Source organism: Variovorax ginsengisoli (assembly GCF_030486595.1).
GTDB lineage: Bacteria > Pseudomonadota > Gammaproteobacteria > Burkholderiales > Burkholderiaceae_C > Variovorax > Variovorax ginsengisoli_B.
Window position 1 is genome coordinate 29014 of the sequence record NZ_JAUJZH010000042.1, and the last position, 21442, is coordinate 50455.

Genomic DNA, 21442 nt, shown 5'->3' on the forward strand with positions numbered 1-21442 from the left:
TGTACATGGTCAAGCGACGCGGGCGTAGAAGCGCTCGGGGTGCTTGTGCACCACCGTGAGGTCCACGCCGTCGAGCAGCCAATGCAGCTGCTCGACTGTCAGCGTAGGCACGGCGGCGGCATCCGGCCAGATGAAGAGGTCTTCCTCGAGGCGCTTCATCAGCAACCAGAAGCCGTTGCGCTACGCGCAGGGCGACGCGGCGCAGGTCGACGCCGCGGTCGCGGCCGCCACCGCCGCCTTCCCGGCCTGGTCGACGGGCGGCATCCAGGCGCGCTCCGAGGCGCTGGACAAGATCGGCAACGAGATCCTGGCGCGCAAGGAAGAGCTGGGCACGCTGCTGGCGCGCGAAGAGGGCAAGACCAAGGCCGAAGGCATCGGCGAAGCGACACGCGCCGCGCAGATCTTCAAGTTCTTCGCCGGCGAATGCCTGCGCCTGTCGGGCGAGGTGCTGCCCTCGGTGCGCCCGGGCATCGGCATCGAGATCACGCGTGAGCCGGTGGGCGTGGTCGGCCTGATCACGCCATGGAATTTCCCGATCGCCATCCCGGCCTGGAAGATCGCCCCGGCGCTGGCCTTCGGCAACTGCGTGGTGATGAAGCCGGCCGACCTGGTGCCGGGCTGCGCCTGGGCGCTGGCCGAGATCATCAGCCGCTCGGGCATTGCGCCGGGCGTGTTCAACCTGGTGATGGGCCGCGGCAGCGTGATCGGCGATGCGCTGGTCAACCACCCGGGCATCCACGCGATCAGCTTCACCGGCTCGGTCGGCGTGGGCCGCAACATCGCGGTGCAGTGCGCGACCAACCACAAGAAGGTGCAGCTCGAGATGGGCGGCAAGAACCCGCAGGTGGTGCTGGACGACGCCGACCTGAACCAGGCGGTGGAGCTCAGCGTGCAGAGCGCCTTCTATTCCACCGGCCAGCGCTGCACGGCGTCGAGCCGGCTGATCGTGACCGAAGGCATCTATCCGAAGTTCATCGAGGCGATGAAGGCCCGGATGGCCAAGATCAAGGTCGGCGATGCGTTGGCGCAGGGCACCGACATCGGTCCGGGGGCGAGCGTGGTCCGCGTGAAGAACTACGAGGAGGCGCTGGCCACGGCCAACGACACCGAGTTCGGCCTGTCGGCGCGCATCGCGACCACCTCGCTGAAGTACGCGACGCACTTCAAGCGTCACAGCCAGGCCGGGATGGTGATGGTCAACTTGCCGACGGCGGGAGTGGACTACCACGTACCCTTCGGCGGGCGCAAGGGCTCAAGCTACAGGCCGCGCGAGCAGGGCAGGTACGCGCAGGAGTTCTTCACGGCGGTGAAGACCGCCTACACGCTGACATGAGCATCACCGGTAGCCGAGTTGACGACAACGGACATCCTCGAATCGAGGTGCATCATCTTGCGTCTATCTAGTCTTGTTGCGGGTCGATCATGAAGAATATCTCACTCATCAGCCGCTCTATCGACATGGGCTTCCTTGAGCCACTGCTGCGTGCCGCAGATCCATCTGTCAACGTTGTGACGTGGCCAGACCCCCGTAGCCTACAGGCCGAAGTGGCTGTGTGCTGGGACCCACCGCGGGGCATTTTTGGCGAGATGCCAAATCTCCAAATGGTGCACAGCATCGCAGCCGGCGTGGACAATGTGGTGTCCGAGCAGGACCTGCGCGGCCTGCCGGTTTGCCCTTGCCCGGATATCGAATTGCCACGCCCGCGATTCAGGCATTCCCGGATCTTGTTAACCGCTGCCTGCGCTATCACATCACCGGCGCGCTCACGTACGGCCCCTCGCGCATCGGCAAGACTCGTGCAATCGAATACCTGCGCTTGCTGCTGGCGCAGACGCAGCCCAAGATCACAACCTACCATGCTCAAGCGGAACGCAAGCCCCGCCACGCCGAGGGACCGTTCCTGTCGAATTTGCTAGAGGCGGTGGGCTTTCCGGATCCAGCGACCGGCACCAATTCGGCCAAGCGCATGCGGCTGATCAACAAGATCAAGGAGGCCTGTGCGCGCAACGGCAGCGGCACCGCCGTGCTGTTCTGCGACGAGGTCCAGCGTTACGATGAAAATGCGTATGAATGGCTGCGCGACGTGCACGACCACCTCGATCGGCTACAGATCCGGTTGTTCACTTTCCTGGTCGGCCAGCAGGAACTTCTGGCGGTCAAGACGGCCATGCAGCACGCCGGGAAGACCCAAATCATGTCGCGCTTGATGGTCGAGGAACTAGCCTTCTTTGGGATCCGCAACGTGCGCGACGTGGCGACCTGTTTGAACGGTTATGACCAGACTTGCTTTCCCCGCGCAAGCGAATGGAGTTTTACGCGCTTCTATTTGCCGCAGGCTACCGAAGGCGGCTATCGGCTGGTCAACGATGCTGGTTTGCTGTGGTCGGCATTCGAGCAACTGCACAACAGGCACGGCTTGCCGGGGCCCCTTGAGATCCCAATGGAGTCGTTCACGCGTGCAGTGGAGATCTTGCTGAAGGACAGCGAGCGGCGCGACGGTGCAGGCTATCGACCTGATCCCGCGTCGTGGTCTGTGGCAGTACGCAACTGCGGCTACATTCAAAGTCGTCAGGCCATCAGCGCGGAGTTGATGACACGCGCGGCATGACGTGCGGATGACTAATGCAAACCAAGCCATGTTGCTGCCTATCCTCATGCTCGATCAGAATGCGCTGAGCCCGCGCTTCGGCTATGTGTTCCATCGTCGCTGGTTGCAGCCCTACGAATCCGTGGTCAGCATACTTTGGAAGTTCGTACGGATGAATCGCCTGCCCGGCGCGACTCTCGTCAGGCAGCTGTGTCGCGACCCCGTAGACCCTTACGAGAGAACAAGCATGAGGAGCCTTGCTGCGGCTGGACACGCTGGCAGCCAAGGTGCAGACCGCTCTCATCGGGGACCCGTACTGTGGTCACGTCTTCGTCTTCCGTGGGCGCCGAGGCGACTTGGTCAAGCTCCTGTTGCTGTGTTCGCGCGGGTAGTAGAGATGGCGGCCGTCGACGGCGCCGCGCTGGATCAGGAAGCGGCCCTGGTCCAGCGCGGACTGGTGCCAGGCCTGGATGCCGCTGACGGGCGCAAGGTCGGCGGTGCCCATGGTGTCCGATTTCCGTTTCAAGAATGCGCCGGAGTCGGCATCGCGGCCTTCGTGCCGAGCCCGCCGCGGCGGCGCAGTTCGCGTTTGCGGAAGGGTGTCTTCGGCCGGCCCCGCCGCGGCCTCAGGGTTAGCACCGAGCACTGGCGCTTTGTCACTTTCTGCCAATCGCATGAAGCAATGCGGCCATTGGAGGCGCCGGGCCTCGGCCACACACTGCCGACTTCACGCATCGCTCAGTTCACAACACGCAGGAGACAGAAAACCATGGATCGACCGGTCATCGCACGACGCAGCTTCATGGCAGCCGCAGCGGTCGCCGCGCTGGGCCTCGGCGCCAGCGGCGCCTGGGCACAGGGCAGCAGCGGCGCCAGCAACAGCTACCCCAACCAGATCATCCGCCTCGTCGTGCCGTACCCGGCCGGCGGCGCCACCGACATCCTGGCCCGCATGATGGCCCAAAAACTGCAGGAGGCATGGGGCCAGACGGTGATCGTCGACAACCGCCCCGGTGCCTCCGGCACGATCGGCAACGACGCCGTGGCCAAGGCCGCGCCCGACGGCTATACCGTGCTGTTGGGGATCACCGCGATCGTCCAAGTGCCCGCGCTGATGCCCAAGCTGTCCTACGATGTGCTCAAAGACCTGCAGCCGCTTGCGCTGGTGGCGAGCACAAACTCGGTACTGGTGGTGCCGAAGTCGACGCCGGTGAAGAACCTGCAGGAATTCATCGCGATGGTGAAGGCCAGCCCCGGCCAGTACAACTACGGCTCCTATGGCGTGGGAACGTCCTCGCACATACAGGGCTCGCTGCTGAACCTGCAGGCCGGGCTGGACCTGGTGCATGTCCCGTACAAGGGCGCGGCGCCGCTGCTGCAGGACATGCGCGGCTCACAACTGACGGCGGCGCTGATCGACATGGCGACCGTGCGGCCGCAGCTCGACACCCTCAAGCCGCTGGCTGTGACCGGCACCCAGCGCAACAAGCTGTTGCCCGACGTGCCCACCTTCGCGGAACTCAAGTTCCACTCCTTCGAGCCGGTGGGCTGGTTCGGCCTCTTCATGCCGGCCGGCGTTCCGGTGCCGATCGCGAAGAAATTCGCCGACGAGAGCAACCGCATCCTGCACCTGCCCGATGTGGTCGAGAAGATCGAAGGCCTGGGCATGGCACCGGGTGGCATCCCGACCGACAAGTTCGCGCGCATGGTGCGCGACGATGCGGCCGTCTACGCCAAGATCATCAAGGACACCAAAATCCGGCTCGACTGACCGGTGCGCATCGAACCCCATGCCGCAGCCAGACGGCAAACAGGAGGCAGACATGAGCCATTTCACTCGCTTTCCTCTACGCCTGCCACACCGCTGTTGCGCCGCCAGGTGCTGCGCAACGCCCGCCTGCTCGGCGTCGATCTTGCCGCCGGCTCCTTCGCAGGCGCGGCGGCGCCGGCCTCCGCCTTCCCGATCAAGCCCATCACGCCGATCGTTCCGTCCACCCGGCGGTATGGTGGACACGGTGCTGCGCGCCCTGGCCGAAGCGGCGTACAGGGACCTCGGCCAGCCGATCGTGCTCAAGGCGCCGCGCCGGGGCCGGCGGGGTGAGAGGTCACCTGGGGCAAAGTGGGCGCCATCAGCGCCAACCGCATCTATGCCGAACGGCTGGCACCGCGCCGCCGGTGTCCAGTTCAACTTCGTCCCCTTCAATGGCGGCAGCGAACAGCTGAACGCGGTCGTGGGCCGCCATCTCGACGTCTACGGCGACCCTGGCTGCGGCGCCATGACGTCGGCAGCAAGCTGCGGCTGCTGGTGGTCAGCTTCACCGACCAGCGGCTGCCGCGCCGACCGCAGGTGCCGACGGTGCGCGAGCTATGGCTTCAAGGCAGAATGAGCGCCCCATGACGAAACTCGCGGCTCGCGCATGGCGCCACGCCGGCCTGGGCCCCTAGCGCTACGACCTCCTGGTGCAGTCGCCGATGGGCCTGGTCGCGCCGCGCAAGATGCCCCCGGCGGTGCTGGCGCGGCTGCAGTCGGCCTTCGTGAAGGCGTCGACCGACGCCAATTTCATCCGCATCCGCACCGACTTCGACCGTGCACCCTGGGTGGTCGATGCCGACACCTGCCGCCAGTACGCGCTGGAAAAGCAGACGCTCGACGAAATCATGCTGGTCGCGTCCTGTTGCCGACGGCGGGCGTTGCGCAGACGGCCCGGAACTCCCCGAACAAGCCGATCCAGGTCATCGTTCCGTTCAACGCAGGCAGGCACCATCGAGCGGGACTTCGCGCCGGTCTCTATGATCCCGCGCTCCCTGGTGGCGCAGCTGGCGCCCGCCGGCACGCCGCCCGACGTGGTCGACCAGTTGTCCGGCGCCGTTGCCAGGACGGTGAACTCGCCGGACCTGAAGGCGCACCCTCGAGATGGGACAGGACGTCGCGGGCAGCACGGCGCAGGAGCTGGCTTCGGCCATCCGCAACAACGCGGCGCTGATCGACCGGACCATCAAAGCTTTCCAACATCAAGATCGATCAGAACTGATCGCATCGTCCAGACGGAGCGCGCCGTCGCGCGCGCAACTTAACATGCATGCACCCTATGCCGGACTCAAGATCGTCGACTTGTTCGCCGTCGTCTCGGGGCCGATGGCCGCGGGGATGCTCGCGGACCAGGGCGCCGAGCTCATCAAGGTGGAACGCCCAAGGGCGACCTCACGCGGGTGATCGGCCCCGCCAACGGGGGCGTCTCGACCGTGTTCGCCGTCATCGACCGGGGCAAGCGCTCGATCGTGCTGGACCTGAAGCGGCCCGAGGGGGCGCAGGTGCTGCGCGACTTGGTCGCGGGCGCCGACGCGACGAGTAGGTTTGAAATGGAATTCAGGCCGGCCACTGGAAGCGCGCCGGCCGCTTGGCCAGGAAGTCCTGGACCGCGTCGCGGTGGCCGGTCGAGCCCATGGCCAGCGATTGCGCATTGGCCTCGAGCTCCAGTTGGGTCGTGAGGTCGCCGCCGCAGGCCACGGCCCGCTTGACCAGGCTCACAGCCATCGGCGAGGCGTTCACGAAGCTCGCCGCGACGGCCCGGGCCCTGGCCTGCAACTGGTCCGGCGGCTGCAGCTCGGCCAGCAGGCCCAGGCGCAGCGCCTCGTCGGCGCCGACCTCGCGCGCCGACAGCATCAGCTCCTTGGCGCGCTGCGGGCCGACGATGCGCGGCAGCGTGTAGAACAGGCCGAAATCGGGCACCAGCCCGACGCGCAGGAAGGACACGCACATGCGCGTGCGCGGCGTGCCGATGACATAGTCCGCGGCCAGCGCCAGCCCGAATCCGGCACCGAAGGCGGCGCCGTCGACCGCCGAGATCACCGGCCGGTCGAGCATGATCAGCGCCCGCAGCCATTCGTGCACCCCGTGCATCCGGCCGTGCCAGCCCTGGTTGTCGAGCCCGGCGCCCGCGATGTTGCGCAGGTCGCCGCCCGAGCAGAAGTGGCCGCTGGCGCCGGTCAGCACGACCGCGCGCACCTCGCTGCGGCGCTGGATGTCGCGGATGGCGTCGGCCAAGGCGTCGCGCACCTCGGGGCCGAGCGCGTTGCGCGTGGCGGGATGGTCCAGGGTCAGCGTCGCCACCTGGTCGGTGATTTCGTAGCGAAACGGTGCGTTCATGGTGTTGCTCTTCCTCATGCCCGGGCCACGGCGGCGCCGAGGTCGCGGCCGCCCGGCAGCGAGCTGCCGCCGTCGACTGGAATCACCGCGCCGGTGACGAAGGAGGCCAGCGGCGAGCTGAGCACCATCGCCATGTCGGCGACCTCGGCGGTCTTGCCGAAACGCCGCATCGGGATCGACGCGGCCATCGCCGCCAGTGCCGCGTCGCCGGGCGCCAGCCGGCGCACGCCCTCGGTCTCGCCGATCGGGCCCGGCACGATCGAGTTCACGCGGATGCCGTCCGGCCCCCATTCCATGGCCAGCACCCGCGTCAGCATGTCGAGGCCGGCCTTGGCGGCGCAGACATGGACCTGGTAGGGCGTCGGATTGAAGGCCTGTGGCGCCGAGATGTTGATCACCGAGGCGCCCGGCTGCCGCAGGTGGGCATGGGCGGCGCGCAGCACGTTGAAGCCGCCGACCAGGTCGATGTCGACCACGGTGCGGAAGCCCTTGCTCGACATGCCCAGCGCGGGCGCGACGAAGTTGCCGGCCGCGCCCGACACCAGGACGTCGATCGGCCCGAAGCGCTCGCGCGCCGCGCCCAGGGCGGCGTCGATGGCGTCGTACTCGCGCACGTCGGCGCTGTGGCCCTCGGCTTCGCCGCCATGGGCCCGCAGCTGCGCCACCGCGCCGGCCACGCGCTCGGCCGAGCGGCTGGCGATCGACAGCCGCGCGCCGCGCCGCGCGAAGGCGTCGGCGATCGCCAGGTTGATGCCGCTGCTGCCGCCGGCCACGAACACGTGGCGGCCGCTGAAGTCGAGGGGGTCAGGGTGGGAGTGGCTCATGTCGGTATCCGGAAAGGCTCGGGGAGTGGAGGAGGGGAGAGGAGGAGGGGAGTGGAAGAGGGGCGTGGGAGAGGCGCTGCCGCGCGCGCTCCGGCGGCTCAGCGGTTGTCAAGGTAGCGGAACGAGCCGAGGCTGCGCGCCACCACCCGGCCTTCGCTGTCGGTCACCCAGGCGGCGCATTGCACGACCTCGCCGTCGGCATCGACGCCGAGCACCTCGCCATCGGCCGTGAGCCGGCCGCGGCCGGGCTGCAGGTAGCTGGTGTTCATGGTCAGCGTGACCGCGGTCTTGGCGAAATCGATGCGCGAGACGGCCGCACTGGCCATGACCACGTCGACCAGCGTGGCGACGACGCCGCCGTGCATCGCCCGGATCGGGTTCTCGAGCTCGGGCCGCGTCTCGACCACCAGCCGCGCGCGGCCGCCGGCGGAGAACTCGCGCTGCACGCCCAGCAGCGCCATGAACGGCACGGCCGCGAAGGCCTGTGCATTGCGCGAAGGCGCGTCCATCAGGCGCCGGCCCCCACGGCCCCCGCCGCCCGGGCGGCGCGGCTCGCATGGCCCGCCCGCAGCGCGGTCTTCAGCACCTTGCCGGCGGCCGACAGCGGCAGCGCCTCGGCCACGTGCAGGCTGCGCGGGCATTTGTAGCCGGCCAGCCGAGTGCGGCACCAGGCGCCGAGTTCGTCGAACAGCGCAGCCTGGTCGGCGCCGGCGCCGGCGTGCAGCACCACCACGGCATGCACCGACTCGCCCCAGCGCGCATCGGGCACACCGATCACGGCCGCCTCGGCCACCGAGGGATGGCTGCGCAGCGCGGCCTCGACTTCGGCGGAATAGACGTTCTCGCCGCCGCTGATGATCATGTCCTTGAGCCGGTCGACGATGAAGATGTAGCCGTCGGCGTCCATGCGCGCGCCATCGCCGGTATGCAGCCAGCCATCGCGGATGGCCTCGGCGCTGGTGTCGGGCAGGTTCCAGTAGCCGCGCGTCACCATCGGGCCGGCCACGATGAGCTCGCCGACCGCGCCGCGCGGGCACTCATCGCCGCGCTCGTCGACGATGCGGATCTCGGCCCCCAGCCCGGCGCGGCCGACCGAGCGCAGCCGCTCGGGGGCACCCGCGCCCGGCCGGTGGTTGGCCGGCAGGTTGATGCAGACCGCCCCGGCGGTCTCGGTCAGGCCGTAGGCCTGGAAGAACTCGGCCTGCGGCCAGGCCGCCAGTGCACGGTCCAGCAGGTCGGGCGGCATCGGAGCCGCGCCGAATGCGATGCGGGTCAGGCTGCGCACCCGCTCGGGCGTGAAACCGGGCGCGTCGAGCAGCGCCTGCAGCATCGTCGGCACCACCATGATGTCCGAGATCCGGTGCCGCTCGATCGCCGCCAGCACCGCGTCGCCGCGGAACTGCGGCAGCGTGATGCAGCTGCCGCCGACGATGCTCTGCCCGATCAGCCGGCCGAGCCCCGCCACGTGGAACAGCGGCGCCACCAGCAGCGAGACGCTGTCGGGCGCGTTGTTCAGCTCGGCGCCGCGTGTCATGGAGGCGCTCCAGAGATTGACGTGCGACAGCATCACGCCCTTCGAGCGCCCGGTGGTGCCGCCGGTGTAGAGGATCACAGCCAGCGTGTCGCCGCCGCAGCGCAGGTCCTCCAGCGGCGCCAATGCGCGCGCCTCGGCGGCCAGCGCGCCGGTCTCGGCGGTGGCGACGATGTCGGCCAGCGCGGCGGCCACGCCTGCGCAGCCCGGGTCGACCAGCAGCAGCGGCGCGCCGCAGTCGGCGATCGCGTGGCGCAACTCGTGCACGCTCCAGCGGATGTTCATCGGGCAGGCGACGGCGCCAATCCACCAGCAGGCCATCATCGTGATGACGATGGCATCGTCGTTGGGCGCGAGGATCGCCACCCGGTCGCCCCGCGCGATGCCGCGACCGCGCAGCGCTGCAGCACGCCGGGCCACCGCGTCGGCGAACTCGGCGAAGGTCCAGGTCCGCTCGCCGGCCGGCGCCAGGTGGCACAGCGCGGTCTTCTCGGGATGGCGCTGCAGCGATCGGTGCAGGCCCTGCGTGAGGTACATCGAATGTCTCCTTTTTCTCTTTGACTGCCGGGCCCTAGCGCACCGTGGCGGCATCCACCCGCCCATCGACCGGCGCGCGGTAGCGGAAGGTGCCCATCGCCTTGGCCACCACTTCGCCGCTGTCGTCGACCAGCTCGGCCTCGCAGAAGCAGACCGAGCGGCCGCCGCCGGTGGCACGGCCGGTGGCGCGCAGCCGGCCCGCCGCGGGGCGCATGAAGCCGATGTGCATGTCGATCGTCACGACCTCGCGCGCGAAGTCGATGCGGCTCAGCGCCGCGTTGGCCATCGCGCTGTCGAGCAGCGTCATCACCACGCCGCCGTGGCCGGCGCCATGGTTGTTCAGCAGTTCGGGATGCAGGTCGATGGCCACCACCGCCTCGCCGCCGCCGACACGCTCGCGCCGCATGCCGAGCAGGCCGAGGAAGGGCACGTGCCGCTCGGGACCGGAGGCTGGCGCGACGCCGCTCTCGTCCTGGATCGTGCGCCACAGCACCTTGCCGGTGCTCGACTTGGGCAGCGCGCTGCGGAACTCGATGCGCCGCGGCACCTTGTAGGCGGCCATGCGTTCGCGGCACCAGGCCTCCAGCTCGGCCGCATCGAGCGCGGCGCCGGGCCGGCGCACGGCCACCACGCGGACCGATTCGCCCTGCCGGGCATCGGGCATCGCGACCGCGCAGGCTTCGTGCAGCGCGGGGTGTTCGTGCAGCAGGCTCTCCACCTCGGCCGGCCAGACCTTGAAGCCGCTCACGTTGATCATCCGCTTGAGCCGGTCGCGCATGAAGAAGTAGCCCTCGTCGTCGCGCATGGCGAGGTCGCCGGTGCGAAAGAAGCGCCGTCCGTCGCGCTCGAAGAAGGCGGCCGCGTCCGCTGCGGCGTCGCCCCAGTAGCCGCGCATGACCTGCGGCGCGCTGGTCACCAGTTCGCCGGTTTCGCCGGCCGGCAGCTCGACCAGCGTCTCGGGGTCGACGATGCGCGAATCGACGCCGAAGCTCGGGATGCCCAGGCATTGGCGCTTGCCGCGGCCCAGCGGGTTGCAGTGCAGGAACGACGCGGTCTCGGTCAGGCCGTAGCCTTCGATGTAGCTCAGGCCGAAACGGGTCTTCAGCATCGCGGCCACCGCCTCGGGCATCGCCGCGCCGCCGCCGTTCAGGATCGCCAGGCTCGAAAGGTCGCGCTGCCGGGCCTCCGGGTGGGCGAAGAAGTCGTTCAGCATGGCCGGTGGCGCAGCCCAGGCGCTCACGCGGTAGCGCTCGATCAGGCGGGCCGCCGCGGCCGCGTCCCAGCGCGGCAGCAGCACCACGGTGGCGCCGACGGCCATCGGCATGAGCATCGCGTTCTGCATGCCCAGCAGGTGGAACAGCGGCGCCACGCCGAGCACCACCGAGTCCGCGTGCAGACCGCGCCAGCGCGCCGCCGACAGGGTCGAGGCCAGCAGCGTCGCGTGGGTGTGCATGCAGCCCTTCGGCCGGCCGGTGGTGCCGGAGGTGTAGGGCAGCGCGCAGAGATCGTCCACGCTCAGGGCCGGCAGTTGCGGCACCCGTCGCGCCGCCAGCACCTCGGCCCAGGCTGCCAGGCGCGGATGGTCGAGCGGCTGGCACGGCGCCGCCACGGCCTCGGGCAGCGCCAGCTGCGAACGGGCGCCGGCATCGGCGCCGAGCGCGTCGGCGTAGCAGTGGACCACCGCATGCTGCAGCCGCCCGTCGTCGAGCGCGGACCGCACGGCCGGCAGCAGCTCCTGCGCGACCACGGCCACGCACGCACCGCTGTCGCCGATGTAGTGGTCGAGTTCGGTCGCGGTGGACATCGCGTTCACCGGCACCACGACCCCGCCGCAGCGCACGATGGCGAAGAACGCGATGGTGAACTGGGGGCAGTTCTGGCTCAGCAGCAGCACGCGGTCGCCGGGCCGCACCCCGCCGTGCTGCTGCAGGTGCGCCGCCAGCGCGTCGGCGTCGGCGCGCAGCCCGGCGAAGGTAGTGACCTGGTCGAAGAAGACCAGCGCCGGCTTGTCGGGGTGGCGCGCGACCGCGGCGTCGAGCGCATCGCCGAGCGTGCTGCGCGGCGGCTCGAGCTGCCGCGGCAGGTGCTCGGGCCAGGCATCGAACCAGGGTGCGGAAAGGCAAGTCGTCATGGGTGGCCTGGTTCAGCGTGCCATCGCGCGGGCGATGATTTCTTTCATCACCTCGTTGGCGCCGCCGTAGATGCGGCCCACGCGGGCGTCGGTGTACATGCGCGAGATCGGATACTCGACCATGTAGCCGTAGCCCCCGTGCAGCTGCAGGCACTCGTCGATCACCTGGCAGGTGGCGTCGGTGACCCACCACTTGGCCATCGCCGCGGTGGGCACGTCGAGCGTGCCGGCCGCGAGGCGGGCCACGCAATCGTCGACGAAGGTGCGGGCCACGGTGGCGCGGGTCTGGCATTCGGCCAGCTTGAAGCGGGTGTTCTGAAGCGCCATCAGCGGAGCGCCGAAGACTTGCCGCTCGCACACGTAGGCCAGCGTTTCGTCCACCGCGCGCTGCATGGTCGTGGCCGAGCCGATGGCCAGCAGCAGCCGTTCGCGCGGCAGCTGCTGCATCAGCTGCGCGAAGCCGCGGCCCTCCTCGCCGCCCAGCAGGTTCGCCGCCGGGACCCGCATGTCGCTGAAGAACAGCTCCACCGTGTCCTGTCCCTGCTGGCCGATCTTGTCCAGCAGCTTGCCGCGGCGGAAGCCCGGCAGGCCGTCGACTTCGACCATCACCAGCGACACGCCCTTGGCCCCGGCCTGCGAGTCGGTCTTCACGGCGATGCAGACCAGGCCCGCATGCAGGCCGTTGGTGATGAAGGTCTTGGCGCCGTTGATCACGTAGTGGTCGCCGTCGCGCACCGCGCTGGTCTTGATGCGCTGCAGGTCGGTGCCGGCGCCGGGCTCGGTCATGGCGATGGCCGCCACCAGATCGCCGGCCGCCATGCGCGGCAGCCAGCGCTGCTTCTGGGCTTCGCTGCCGTAGACCAGCAGGTAGTGCGCGACGATGCCGCTGTGGACGTTGAGGCTGAAGCTGTTGACCTGGGCGCGCATCTGCTCCTCGCAGATCACGGCCTCGTGCTGAAAGCCGCCGCCGCCGCCGCCGTAGGCCTCGGGGATTCCGGCGCACAGCAGGCCGAGTTCGCCGGCGCGGCGCCAGATGCCGCGGTCGGCGTGCTTCTGCCGCGCCCAGTCGTCCTGGTGCGGCACGCATTCGGTCTCGAAGAAGCGGCGCGCGGTGTCGCGCAGCATCTCGAGTTCAGGGTTCATCCACGCGCGTGGGGCCGGTGCGAGACTCATCGCGGCCTCAGGGACGACCGCCGCCGCAGATCAGCACCTGGCCGCTGACGTAGTTCGACTCGGGGATGCAGAACATGTAGACCGCTCCCGCCGCTTCTTCCGACGTGCCGCCGCGGCCCAGCGGGATCAGCGACTCGGCGTTCTTGAGAATCTGCGGGTTGACGCCGACCTTGATGCGGCGGCCCTCGATGTCGATGCTGGCATCGGCCTGCGCGTCGGCCTCGGTCAGTCGGGTCTTGATGAGTCCGAAGGCGACGCTGTTGACGTTGACCTTGTAACGGCCCCATTCCTTGGCCAGCGCCCGCGTGAGGCCGTTGATGCCGGCCTTGGCGGCGGCATAGTTGGCCTGGCCCGCGTTGCCGTAGACGCCCGAGGTCGACGAGATGTTGACCACCTTGCGGAACACCGGCGTGCCGGCCTCGGCTTCCTTCTTGGCCGATTCGCGGATGAAGCCGGCCGCCGCACGCAGGATGCGGAAGGGCGCGGTCAGGTGCACCGCGAGGATGTCCTCCCACTGCTCGTCGCTCATCTTCTGGATCACGTTGTCCCAGGTGAAGCCGGCGTTGTTGACGATGATGTCGACGCCACCGAAGCTCTCCAGCGCGGTGGCGACGAAGCGCGGCCCGAAATCCGCCTGCGTAACGCTGCCGATGCAGGCTACCGCCTCGCCGCCGGCGGCGCGCACCGCCGCCACCACCTCGTTGGCCGGCGCGGGGTCGAGGTCGTTCACCACGATGCGGGCGCCATCGCTGGCCAGCTTGAGCGCGATCTCGCGGCCGATGCCGCGGCCCGAGCCCGACACCAGTGCCACCTTGTTCTGCAATTTCTTCATTTCAGGGTCTCCGATCTTCTGTGCCGTTTTCTGGAAAAAGGGGGTGGACGGGGGCCTCAGCGCAGCGCGACGACCGCGTCGCCGGCCAGCTTGGCCTGCCCGTTCTGGTCGACGGTCTCGAGCGCGAGCCGCACGCGGCGCTCGCCGTCGACCGTCAGCTTCTCGACCACCGTGCCGCGGCAGCGCACCCGGTCGCCGACCTGCGTGATGGCGACGAAGCGCACGCCGAATTCACGCAGGGCCTGCTGCGGCACCCAGTGGGTCAGCAGCCGGCCGACGTAGGCCATCGACAGCATGCCGTGCGCGAACACGTCCTTCTGGCCGGCGGCATGGGCGAAGTCGGTGTCGACGTGGATCGGGTTGTGGTCGCCCGAGGCGCCGCAGTACAGCGCCAGCGCGAGGCGCGAGATCGGCCCGGTCTCGAAGGCGGGCAGCGCGTCACCGACCTGCAGCGCGTCGTAGTCCAGTTCGTTCATTCGGTGTCTCCTCGGGCATTGCGCACCACGGTGACCGACCGCAGCTCGGCCACCAGCGCGCCGTGCTGGTTGCTCACACGGGTGCGGCGCACCACGAATTCCAGGGCGCCGCCCTTCTTGTCGTAGATGTCCTCGATGCGCTGCTCGAAGCGCAGCAGGTCGCCGGCATGCGCGGGCGCGTGGTAGGTGAACTGCTGCTCGCCGTGCAGCAGCCGGCGGTAGTCCAGGCCCAGCAGTTCGCGCACGGCGGCCGGGTTCGGGCCGTCCATCTCGAGGCAGAACAGGAATGTCGGCGGCACCGGCAGGCCGGCATGACCGGCCTCGCGCGCAGCCGCTTCGTCGGTGTAGACGGGGTCGGTCTGTCCGATGGCCTTGGCGAAGAAGCGCAGGCGGCCGGCCTCCACGGGCACGCCGAAGGGCGGCAGCACGTGGCCGATGTGACGGCGGTCGATCATTGCGCTTGATACAGCGTGACCACGCAGGCGCCGCCCAGTCCGAGGTTGTGCTGCAGCGCCAGGCGCGCGCCCTCGACCTGGCGCTGGTCGGCCTGGCCGCGCAGCTGCCAGGTCAGTTCGGCGCATTGGGCCAGCCCTGTCGCGCCCAGCGGATGGCCCTTGGAGAGCAGCCCGCCCGAGGGATTGGTCACGACCCGGCCGCCATAGGTGTTGTCGCCTTCGAGGATGAACTTCTCGGCCGTGCCCTCGGGCGTCAGGCCCAGGCCTTCGTAGGTGATGAGTTCGTTGGCGGTGAAGCAGTCGTGCAGCTCGACCACGTCGATGTCCTCCGGGCCGATGCCGGCCGCTTCGTAGACCTGCCGCGCCGCGGCCCGCGTCATGTCGTAGCCGACGACCCGGCGCATGTCGCCGCTGTCGAAGGTGCTGGGCGTGTCGGTGGTCATGGCCTGGGCCGCGATCCAGACCCGCGTGTCCAGCCCGTGGCGGCGCGCGAAGTCCTCCGAGCACAGGATCGCCGCGGCCGCGCCGCAGGTCGGCGGGCAGCACTGCAGCCGGGTCAGCGGATCGAACACCTTCGGCGAAGCCATGACCTCGTCGAGCGTCACGGTGTCGCGGAACACCGCCATCGGATTGCGCGCCGCATGCTGGCGCGCCTTCACCGAGATGCGGGCGAAGGTGTCGGGCCGGATGCCGTGCTGCTTCATGTAGTCGCGGCCGGCGCCGCCGAAGAACTGCGCCGCGCGCGGCGAGCTCGGCTCGTAGCCCTGCAGCGTGGTCATCGTGTCGGCGAAGCGCGCCATCGGCGAGGGACGGTCTTCGTAGGCGCCCTTGAGCGCGCCCGGCACCATCTGCTCGAAGCCGAGCGCGATCGCGCATTCGACCATCCCGCTTTCGACCGCCTGGCGCGCCAGGAACAGCGCGCTCGAGCCGCTGGAGCAGTTGTTGTTGAGGTTGAACACCGGCACGCCGCTGAGCCCGACCCGGTAGATCGCGGCCTGGCCCGCGGTGGAGTCGCCGTAGACGTAGCTCACGTAGGCCTGCTCGACGTCGCCGTAGGGCACGCGCGCGTCCTCGAGCGCCAGCCGCGCGGCGCGTTCGCCCATCACGGTGTAGGACTCGCTCTTGCCGGGCTTGCTGAAGGGAATCATGCCGACGCCGGCCACCAGAACTTTGCGTTTCATCTCGAGCTTTCCTTGTAAATGCAGGACCCAAGGATCGATCAAGGCGTGGACGCTTCCAATGGCGCGCCCGACCAAGTTGATTGGCTGAAACGGTCAGCGTTCGCGCAGCCGCGTCTGCCGGTACTCGCCCGGCGCGACGCCGGTCCAGTGCTTGAAGGCGCGATGGAAAGTGCTGGCCTCCGAGAAGCCGAGCTGGCTCGCGATCTCGGGCAGCGTGAGTTCGGGCCGCGCCAGGTATTCGATCGCGGCATCGCGCCGCAGGTCGTCCTTGATGCCGCGGAAGCCCTGGCCCTCGTCGCGCAGCCGGCGCCGCAGGGTCTGCGACGTCATCGCCAGCTGGTGGCCGATGTCCTCGAGCGAGGGCAACTCGCCGGCCAGGCGGCGGCGCAGGATGCGCCGGATGCGTTCGGTCACGCTGGTGTTGTCGCGGTATTTCACCAGCAGGCTGACCGGTGCCTGGCGCAGGAACTCGCGCAGGCTCTGTTCGTTCTGCACCACCGGCAAGTCGAGCCAGCGGGCGTCGAAGCGCCAGCCGGTGCAGATCGCGCCCTCGTGCACCGGCGCCCTGAACAGCGTGACGGCGTCGGAGTGCAGGCCATGGCGCGGGGTGGGATAGTCCACCCCCAGCAGCGGCACGCTGCGCGCCACCAGCCACGAGACCAGGCCATAGGCCATGAAGCAGAAGACGCGCTCGGCATAGCCCAGCAGCGGGTCGGGCGCCGCGCGCGGCACCAGCCGCAGGCAGGCGATGCCCTGGTCCACGTGCAGGCGCGGCACGAAGTCGGCGAGCAGCAGGCGGTAGTAGCGCAGGCCGACCTGCATCGCCTCGCCGAGCGTGCGCGCTGCCAGCAACAGCTGGCAGCATTGCGCAAAGCTGCCCAGCGGCAACGGACGGCTGCACAGGCCCCAAAGCTCGTCGCGCAGCGCCCGCCGCAGCACCAGGATCAGCGCCGCGTACTGTCCCTGCGTCACCCGCGAGAGCGGCGAGCCGAACAGCGCCGGCGAGATGTCGGCGCGCCGCAGCAGCGACGGCACATCCGCTCCGCGCTCGCGGGCGCCGAACAGGATCTGCTCGACCTGCTGGATCGGGATGGTGTGGTGGGTGAAACTGGTGGCGGTCACGCCCGCTTTTTACCCTACCACCCCTTGCCGCTCGAGCGCCGCGATGGCGTCGGCGCCGTAGCCCGCCTCGGCCAGGATCTCGGCGTTGTGCTGGCCGGCCTGCGGCGCCGGACGCCGCACCGAAAAGCTGTAGCCGCTCATCTTCACGGGACAGGCCACCGTGGCGGGGCCACCGCCGGCCGGCGCGTCCGCGACCAGGCCTCGGGCCCTGAAGTGCGGGTCCTGCAGGGCCTCCTCCAGCCGCAGCACGGGCGTGACGCAGGCGCCCGTCCCGTCGAAGGTCTGCTGCCAGTGGGCCAGCGTCTGCGAGCCGATGATCTCGGTCAGTTCGGCGCGCAGCGCGTCGGAGGCGGCGGCGTCGGCCGGCTGGTGCCGTGCCTGCAGGTCGAGGCGGCCGATGACCTCGCAGAAGCGGTCCCAGAACTTGCGCTCCAGCGCGCCGACCGCCAGGTGGCGGTCATCGCGCGTGGCATAGACGGAATAGCAGGGCTGGCCGCCCGAGAGGCGGTCGGTGCCGGCGGGCCGGGTCTGGCCGCGCGCCGCCAGGGTCACCATCGGCACCACGGCATGGGCGAGCATGCCGTCGGCCATCGCGATGTCGACATGGCGGCCCCGTCCGGTGCGCCCGGCGTCGAACAGCGCCGCGAGCAGCCCCATGGCCGAGGTCAGCGAGCCACCGATCAGGTCGGCCATCGGAATGTTCGACAGCGCCGGCGCGTCGCCCTCGCGGCCGACCTGGTCGCTGACGCCGGCCATCGCGCAGTAGTTAAGGTCGTGGCCCGGTTCATCGCGGTAGGGCCCGGTCTGGCCATAGCCCGTGATGCTGCAATACACCAGCTTCGGGTTGAGGCTCGACAGCGCTTCGTAGCCGACGCCGAGCCGGTCCATGACGCCGGGCCGGAAGCTCTCGATCAGCACGTCGGCGCTGCGCGCCAGGGCATGCAGCACGGCCACGCCCTCGGGCTGCTTCAGGTCGAGGCTCAGCGCGCGCTTATTCCGATGCAGCAGGGCGCGCAGGGCCGGGGCGGCATAGTCGCCGGCGTCGGTGTCCTCGATCTTGATCACGTCCGCGCCCAAGTCGGCCAGGTGCATCGTGCACACCGGGCCCGGCAGCAGGCGGGTGAGGTCGAGCACCCGAACGCCGGCAAGCGGTGGGAAATCGGTCGCGCGCGGAGGCTTCGGATCGGGCGTCATCGTCATGGGTGCGCTGTGGCTGCAGTGGGAGGGAGCCGAGTCTAGGCAGACCGGTGCCGCCCAGGCCATGGCCGATTGCATGATTCGGATTGGCGCCAACGATTAGCGCACCCGCGCTATAGCCCATCAAGAGGAAATGTCGCAATCGCTGGATGCCCTTGCCGGCCTTGAGCTACAGATCGTCTGCATGATTCCGGAGAAACGTCTAGGGATGGTCTGCAAAACAGGCCCAGGCCTTGCATGATCTGAGCCCATGATTTCCAAACGCGTGACGCCGCCAAATCAACTCGGCTTGGGGCTGAACCTGTCCACCAAGAAGACGCGCAAGCGCGAGTTTCTCGACGAGATGGATCGGGTGGTGCCTTGGGGCGCACTGGTGCAGATCGTCGAGCCGCATGCGCCGCGGGCAAAGACCGGGCGACCACCGTTTGCGATCGAGACGATGCTGCGCATTCACTACCTTCAACAATGGTTCGGTCTGAGCGATCCGGCGATGGAAGAAGCGCTGCACGACGTGCCGCTGTACCGGGAGTTTGCTGGCCTCGGTGATGGCGTGAGCCGCCTGCCCGACGAGACCACCATTCTGCGGTTTCGCCATCTGCTGGAGGCCCACGACCTGGCCGCTGACATGCTTCGCGTGGTCAACGACATCCTGCAAGCCAAGGGTCTGATGCTGCGCACGGGCACCGTGGTGGACGCCACGCTCATCTCGGCGCCGAGTTCGACCAAGAACGCCGGAGGCGATCGCGACCCGGAGATGCATCAAGCGAAGAAAGGCAACCAGTGGTATTTAGGCATGAGATGTGGTCGACCACATCTTATGCCTAATGTGGTGTCGATTCATATGTGGCGCCCGGCGGCGCTGCCCCCGGGACATCGGTCGCTGAGCGTCACATAAATTCCGGTCACAACGATCGTAGGAACTCCATGATGTGCGGCTGGGAATGCCACGGCTGCTGCTCGGCTTCTGCGCCGCGGAGATCTCGCACTTTGCAAGCGCTCGCGCCTTGCCCTCGAGGTCGATTTCGGCGTAGACATTCGTCGTGTCGAGCGAAGCATGTCCGAGCCAGGCTCGCACGGTGTTGATGTCGACGCCCGCATTGAGCAGATGCGAGGCCGTGGAGTGGCGAATGGAATGCGGGCTGACTCTTTTCGTCGCGAGGGATGGCATGATGTCCTTGGCTCTTGCGGCGGTGCGCTCGACCAATGCGTGAACGCCGAACCGCGTCGTCGGCTGGCCACACCGGTTGAGGAAGACGTGCTCCTGCCGGGAGCGTTCACCCACAAGCGCGCGCAACTCGCGCACTGTCGCTGGCCACAACGGGCATTGGCGACGTTTACGCCCCTTGCCGAGAATGTCGACGCTCGCCTGATCAAGGTGCAGGTCCCCGACGATCAGCTCCGATGCCTCACTGGCGCGCGCGCCCGTGTTGTAGAGGAATAGGAGCAGCGCGTAGTCTCGACGGCCTTGTTCCGTGCGCCGGTTCGGACAGGCCAGCAGCGCGTCGATCTCCGCCTTGCCAAGGTATGGCACTGCGGCATGGGTTCCCTTCTTATAGGGCACGCAGCGAACCTGTGCACACCAGGCGATGTGTTCGGGACTGTGTTCACCGACGAATCGGGCCAAGGCGTGAATGGCCGACAGGCGCTGATTGCGCGTGGCGATGCCACAGCCTCGGCGAGTCTCGACATCGCTGAGGAACTCCCGCACCAACTGCGGCGACACATCAACCACCGCCAGTCGGTCCACGGCCTTGTGCAGGCGCCCCGACGCGAAGGGCAGCAGTTGGCACAGCGTGTCTCGGTAGCTGCGCCGCGTATTCGCAGCCAGATTCCGCTCGCTGACCAGGTGCTCCAGCAGGAATCGGCGAATCCACGGTCCGAGCGTGCTGATCTCACGCATGGCTGGTCTCCCGGAGGAAGAACTGCTCGAAGCGCGCGCTGGCCTGCTGCAGCAACTCGGGGGTCATGCTCAGGTAGCACTGCGTGCCGCTGATGTGCACGTGGCCCAGGTACGTCGCCAGCTGCGGCAGCATGCGCTGCACGTCGACGCCTTCGCGATACCACCGCACAAGACGCGTCATGGCCGCGGTATGGCGTAGGTCATGCAAGCGGGGTTGGTATCGCGCGCCATCATGTCGACACACCTTGGCCTGCGATCGCATCTGACTGAAGGCCTGCTCGGCGCCCGCACGCGAGACTCGCTCACCCCGAGATGTCAGCAAGAACGGCGCGTCAGAATCCAGCGGCGAACGCTTGTAACGCCGCTGCGCGTACTCGCGCAAGACTTGCGTCAGGTCGGTGCCTATGGGCACGAGTCGTGTCTTGTAGAACTTGGACCTGCGCACGTGAAGCACACGGTCGCCCAAGTCGACGTCGGCCAGGTCCAGGTTCAGCGCTTCGCTGATGCGCAGTCCGGTTGCGTACAGCAACAAGAGAAGAGTTCGACTGGTGGGCGCATCGATTCTGCGGCAAACACGGCCAGTGGCTGCCTGCAGGAGCCGCCTGATCTCATCCTCCGAATAGATGTAGGGGATAAACGTCTGGGGACACCTTGGCTCCGTGGTGGGCAGGGGCACGCTGTGGACGTACCCGCGGGCGAGGCAGAAGCGGTAAAAGCCGGTGAGGGTGCCAAACTTGCAATGCCAGGACCGCGTCATCGGCCCGTTGCCATCAAGGAAGACACGGACCGCCCTCGGCCGGATCCGATCGACTTCGAGGCTGCCCATACTCTTGCTGAATGACCTCAGCATGCGCGCCTGGGTCACGAAGCGCATTCCCAGAGATTGCTTGTAGCCCACGTAGGTCGCGACGGCTTGTTCGATCGTCATAGCAGTCCCTCCAGACTGAACTCGGCAACCTGACGCAGGCCAACAAGATCCACCTTGGCGTAGATGCGCGTGGCAGAGGAACTGCGGTGGCCGAGATGATCGCCAATCTGCTTGAGGGACAGGCCCTCGGCCACAAGATGAGCTGCACAGGCATGGCGCAAAGCATGAGGTCCCTGTCGAGGACAGCGGATCTCCAGCGCCTGAATGCGTGGTGCCACCGCGTAGCGCAGGCTATATGGCGCCAACGGCCCCACCGGTGCCCTGAGCGTCAAGAACAGCTTGCGCGATGCGCAACGCGGTCGCACCTCGCGCACGTAGCGAAGAATCGCATTGCCGACCTCGGTGGCCAGCGGGTAGTCGTGCTTGCAGCGCTGCTTGGGACGTGCGACATGAAGGATGTCGCGCTCCCAGTCGATGTCA

21 protein-coding genes and 2 pseudogenes are annotated in these 21442 nt (G+C 68.5%); 7 read left to right on the forward strand and 16 right to left on the reverse strand.

Annotated elements, in window-relative coordinates:
* Positions 1-9 precede the first annotated feature (9 nt).
* The gene (tnpB, locus tag QZH52_RS35230) at positions 10-159 is read right to left on the reverse strand and encodes an IS66 family insertion sequence element accessory protein TnpB (protein ID WP_301815955.1); all 150 of its coding nucleotides are present in this window, start codon (positions 157-159) and stop codon (positions 10-12) included.
* Between tnpB (QZH52_RS35230) and QZH52_RS35235 the strand changes: the two genes are divergently transcribed.
* The 6 genes and pseudogenes from QZH52_RS35235 to QZH52_RS38845 all read left to right on the forward strand — a co-directional run.
* A complete protein-coding gene (locus QZH52_RS35235) occupies positions 131-1333 on the forward strand; it encodes an aldehyde dehydrogenase family protein (RefSeq protein WP_301815956.1) in 1203 nt (400 codons plus the stop codon). The genes tnpB (QZH52_RS35230) and QZH52_RS35235 overlap by 29 nt on opposite strands.
* Positions 1334-1676: 343 nt before the next feature.
* Entirely contained in the window at positions 1677-2609 is a 933-nt protein-coding gene (locus QZH52_RS35240; RefSeq protein ID WP_301815957.1) for an AAA family ATPase, read from the forward strand.
* Between the two features lie 266 nt (positions 2610-2875).
* Positions 2876-2980: an IS66 family insertion sequence element accessory protein TnpB gene (gene tnpB / locus QZH52_RS38840; RefSeq protein WP_366919364.1), complete on the forward strand. Its 105-nt coding sequence runs from the start codon at positions 2876-2878 to the stop codon at positions 2978-2980.
* Between the two features lie 377 nt (positions 2981-3357).
* Positions 3358-4359: a Bug family tripartite tricarboxylate transporter substrate binding protein gene (locus QZH52_RS35250; RefSeq protein WP_301815960.1), complete on the forward strand. Its 1002-nt coding sequence runs from the start codon at positions 3358-3360 to the stop codon at positions 4357-4359.
* 701 nt (positions 4360-5060) lie between these two features.
* Positions 5061-5663 carry a tripartite tricarboxylate transporter substrate-binding protein gene (locus tag QZH52_RS35255; RefSeq protein WP_301815962.1) on the forward strand — a complete coding sequence of 201 codons (603 nt, stop codon included), beginning with the start codon at positions 5061-5063 and terminating at the stop codon, positions 5661-5663.
* Between the two features lie 73 nt (positions 5664-5736).
* Positions 5737-5873, forward strand: a pseudogene (locus tag QZH52_RS38845) (CoA transferase); the annotation flags it as partial.
* 82 nt (positions 5874-5955) lie between these two features.
* Here the strand turns inward: QZH52_RS38845 and QZH52_RS35265 are convergent.
* The 12 genes from QZH52_RS35265 to QZH52_RS35325 all read right to left on the reverse strand — a co-directional run bounded on the left by QZH52_RS35265 (position 5956) and on the right by QZH52_RS35325 (position 18197).
* Positions 5956-6735, reverse strand: coding sequence for an enoyl-CoA hydratase/isomerase family protein (locus QZH52_RS35265; RefSeq protein WP_301815964.1), 780 nt, complete (start codon positions 6733-6735; stop codon positions 5956-5958).
* Positions 6736-6749: 14 nt separating this feature from the next.
* Positions 6750-7559 carry an SDR family oxidoreductase gene (locus QZH52_RS35270; protein ID WP_301815965.1) on the reverse strand — a complete coding sequence of 270 codons (810 nt, stop codon included), beginning with the start codon at positions 7557-7559 and terminating at the stop codon, positions 6750-6752.
* Positions 7560-7657: 98 nt separating this feature from the next.
* Positions 7658-8068, reverse strand: a complete 411-nt coding sequence (locus tag QZH52_RS35275) for a PaaI family thioesterase (RefSeq protein WP_301815966.1) — start codon at positions 8066-8068, stop codon at positions 7658-7660.
* Entirely contained in the window at positions 8068-9627 is a 1560-nt protein-coding gene (locus QZH52_RS35280; protein WP_301815967.1) for an AMP-binding protein, read from the reverse strand. The genes QZH52_RS35275 and QZH52_RS35280 overlap by 1 nt, the downstream gene beginning before the upstream one ends.
* 34 nt (positions 9628-9661) lie before the next feature.
* The gene (locus tag QZH52_RS35290) at positions 9662-11758 is read right to left on the reverse strand and encodes a long-chain-fatty-acid--CoA ligase (protein WP_366919362.1); all 2097 of its coding nucleotides are present in this window, start codon (positions 11756-11758) and stop codon (positions 9662-9664) included.
* A gap of 12 nt (positions 11759-11770) precedes the next feature.
* On the reverse strand, positions 11771-12901 hold the full coding sequence (locus QZH52_RS35295) for an acyl-CoA dehydrogenase family protein (protein WP_366919363.1): 1131 nt from the start codon (positions 12899-12901) through the stop codon (positions 11771-11773).
* Between the two features lie 37 nt (positions 12902-12938).
* A complete protein-coding gene (locus QZH52_RS35300) occupies positions 12939-13763 on the reverse strand; it encodes an SDR family NAD(P)-dependent oxidoreductase (RefSeq protein ID WP_301815969.1) in 825 nt (274 codons plus the stop codon).
* Between the two features lie 56 nt (positions 13764-13819).
* Entirely contained in the window at positions 13820-14239 is a 420-nt protein-coding gene (locus tag QZH52_RS35305; protein WP_301815970.1) for a MaoC family dehydratase, read from the reverse strand.
* Positions 14236-14694 carry a MaoC family dehydratase N-terminal domain-containing protein gene (locus QZH52_RS35310; protein ID WP_301815971.1) on the reverse strand — a complete coding sequence of 153 codons (459 nt, stop codon included), beginning with the start codon at positions 14692-14694 and terminating at the stop codon, positions 14236-14238. The genes QZH52_RS35305 and QZH52_RS35310 overlap by 4 nt, the downstream gene beginning before the upstream one ends.
* A complete protein-coding gene (locus QZH52_RS35315) occupies positions 14691-15875 on the reverse strand; it encodes a lipid-transfer protein (RefSeq protein WP_301815972.1) in 1185 nt (394 codons plus the stop codon). The genes QZH52_RS35310 and QZH52_RS35315 overlap by 4 nt, the downstream gene beginning before the upstream one ends.
* A 93-nt stretch (positions 15876-15968) precedes the next feature.
* The gene (locus QZH52_RS35320) at positions 15969-16997 is read right to left on the reverse strand and encodes an AraC family transcriptional regulator (protein WP_301815973.1); all 1029 of its coding nucleotides are present in this window, start codon (positions 16995-16997) and stop codon (positions 15969-15971) included.
* Between the two features lie 9 nt (positions 16998-17006).
* On the reverse strand, positions 17007-18197 hold the full coding sequence (locus QZH52_RS35325) for a CaiB/BaiF CoA transferase family protein (protein WP_301815974.1): 1191 nt from the start codon (positions 18195-18197) through the stop codon (positions 17007-17009).
* 247 nt (positions 18198-18444) lie between these two features.
* On the opposite strand from QZH52_RS35325, the pseudogene QZH52_RS35330 reads away from it, so the two are divergent.
* Positions 18445-18993, forward strand: a pseudogene (locus QZH52_RS35330) (IS5 family transposase); the annotation flags it as partial.
* On the opposite strand, the gene QZH52_RS35335 reads toward QZH52_RS35330, so the two are convergent.
* The 3 genes from QZH52_RS35335 to QZH52_RS35345 all read right to left on the reverse strand — a co-directional run.
* Positions 18982-20094 carry a tyrosine-type recombinase/integrase gene (locus QZH52_RS35335; RefSeq protein ID WP_301815975.1) on the reverse strand — a complete coding sequence of 371 codons (1113 nt, stop codon included), beginning with the start codon at positions 20092-20094 and terminating at the stop codon, positions 18982-18984. The pseudogene QZH52_RS35330 and the gene QZH52_RS35335 sit on opposite strands and share 12 nt — an antisense overlap.
* On the reverse strand, positions 20087-21022 hold the full coding sequence (locus tag QZH52_RS35340) for a tyrosine-type recombinase/integrase (protein ID WP_301815976.1): 936 nt from the start codon (positions 21020-21022) through the stop codon (positions 20087-20089). Before QZH52_RS35340 ends, QZH52_RS35335 begins: the two co-directional genes overlap by 8 nt.
* Positions 21019-21442, reverse strand: a 424-nt coding sequence (locus QZH52_RS35345; protein WP_301815977.1) for a tyrosine-type recombinase/integrase, incomplete at its 5' end; no start/stop codon positions are given. The genes QZH52_RS35345 and QZH52_RS35340, both read right to left, overlap by 4 nt.

Excerpts from the sequence above, each read along its gene's own strand:
- QZH52_RS35235 (WP_301815956.1), top strand. The coding sequence starts at position 131 with ATGAAGAGGTCTTCCTCGAGGCGCTTCATCAGCAACCAGAAGCCGTTG.
- tnpB (WP_301815955.1), bottom strand. The coding sequence starts at position 159 with ATGAAGCGCCTCGAGGAAGACCTCTTCATCTGGCCGGATGCCGCCGCC.
- QZH52_RS35250 (WP_301815960.1), top strand. The coding sequence starts at position 3,358 with ATGGATCGACCGGTCATCGCACGACGCAGCTTCATGGCAGCCGCAGCG.
- QZH52_RS35255 (WP_301815962.1), top strand. The coding sequence starts at position 5,061 with ATGGGCCTGGTCGCGCCGCGCAAGATGCCCCCGGCGGTGCTGGCGCGG.
- QZH52_RS35265 (WP_301815964.1), bottom strand. The coding sequence starts at position 6,735 with ATGAACGCACCGTTTCGCTACGAAATCACCGACCAGGTGGCGACGCTG.
- QZH52_RS35270 (WP_301815965.1), bottom strand. The coding sequence starts at position 7,559 with ATGAGCCACTCCCACCCTGACCCCCTCGACTTCAGCGGCCGCCACGTG.
- QZH52_RS35275 (WP_301815966.1), bottom strand. The coding sequence starts at position 8,068 with ATGGACGCGCCTTCGCGCAATGCACAGGCCTTCGCGGCCGTGCCGTTC.
- QZH52_RS35280 (WP_301815967.1), bottom strand. The coding sequence starts at position 9,627 with ATGTACCTCACGCAGGGCCTGCACCGATCGCTGCAGCGCCATCCCGAG.
- QZH52_RS35290 (WP_366919362.1), bottom strand. The coding sequence starts at position 11,758 with ATGACGACTTGCCTTTCCGCACCCTGGTTCGATGCCTGGCCCGAGCAC.
- QZH52_RS35295 (WP_366919363.1), bottom strand. The coding sequence starts at position 12,901 with ATGAACCCTGAACTCGAGATGCTGCGCGACACCGCGCGCCGCTTCTTC.
- QZH52_RS35300 (WP_301815969.1), bottom strand. The coding sequence starts at position 13,763 with ATGAAGAAATTGCAGAACAAGGTGGCACTGGTGTCGGGCTCGGGCCGC.
- QZH52_RS35305 (WP_301815970.1), bottom strand. The coding sequence starts at position 14,239 with ATGAACGAACTGGACTACGACGCGCTGCAGGTCGGTGACGCGCTGCCC.
- QZH52_RS35310 (WP_301815971.1), bottom strand. The coding sequence starts at position 14,694 with ATGATCGACCGCCGTCACATCGGCCACGTGCTGCCGCCCTTCGGCGTG.
- QZH52_RS35315 (WP_301815972.1), bottom strand. The coding sequence starts at position 15,875 with ATGAAACGCAAAGTTCTGGTGGCCGGCGTCGGCATGATTCCCTTCAGC.
- QZH52_RS35325 (WP_301815974.1), bottom strand. The coding sequence starts at position 18,197 with ATGACGATGACGCCCGATCCGAAGCCTCCGCGCGCGACCGATTTCCCA.
- QZH52_RS35335 (WP_301815975.1), bottom strand. The coding sequence starts at position 20,094 with ATGCGTGAGATCAGCACGCTCGGACCGTGGATTCGCCGATTCCTGCTG.
- QZH52_RS35340 (WP_301815976.1), bottom strand. The coding sequence starts at position 21,022 with ATGACGATCGAACAAGCCGTCGCGACCTACGTGGGCTACAAGCAATCT.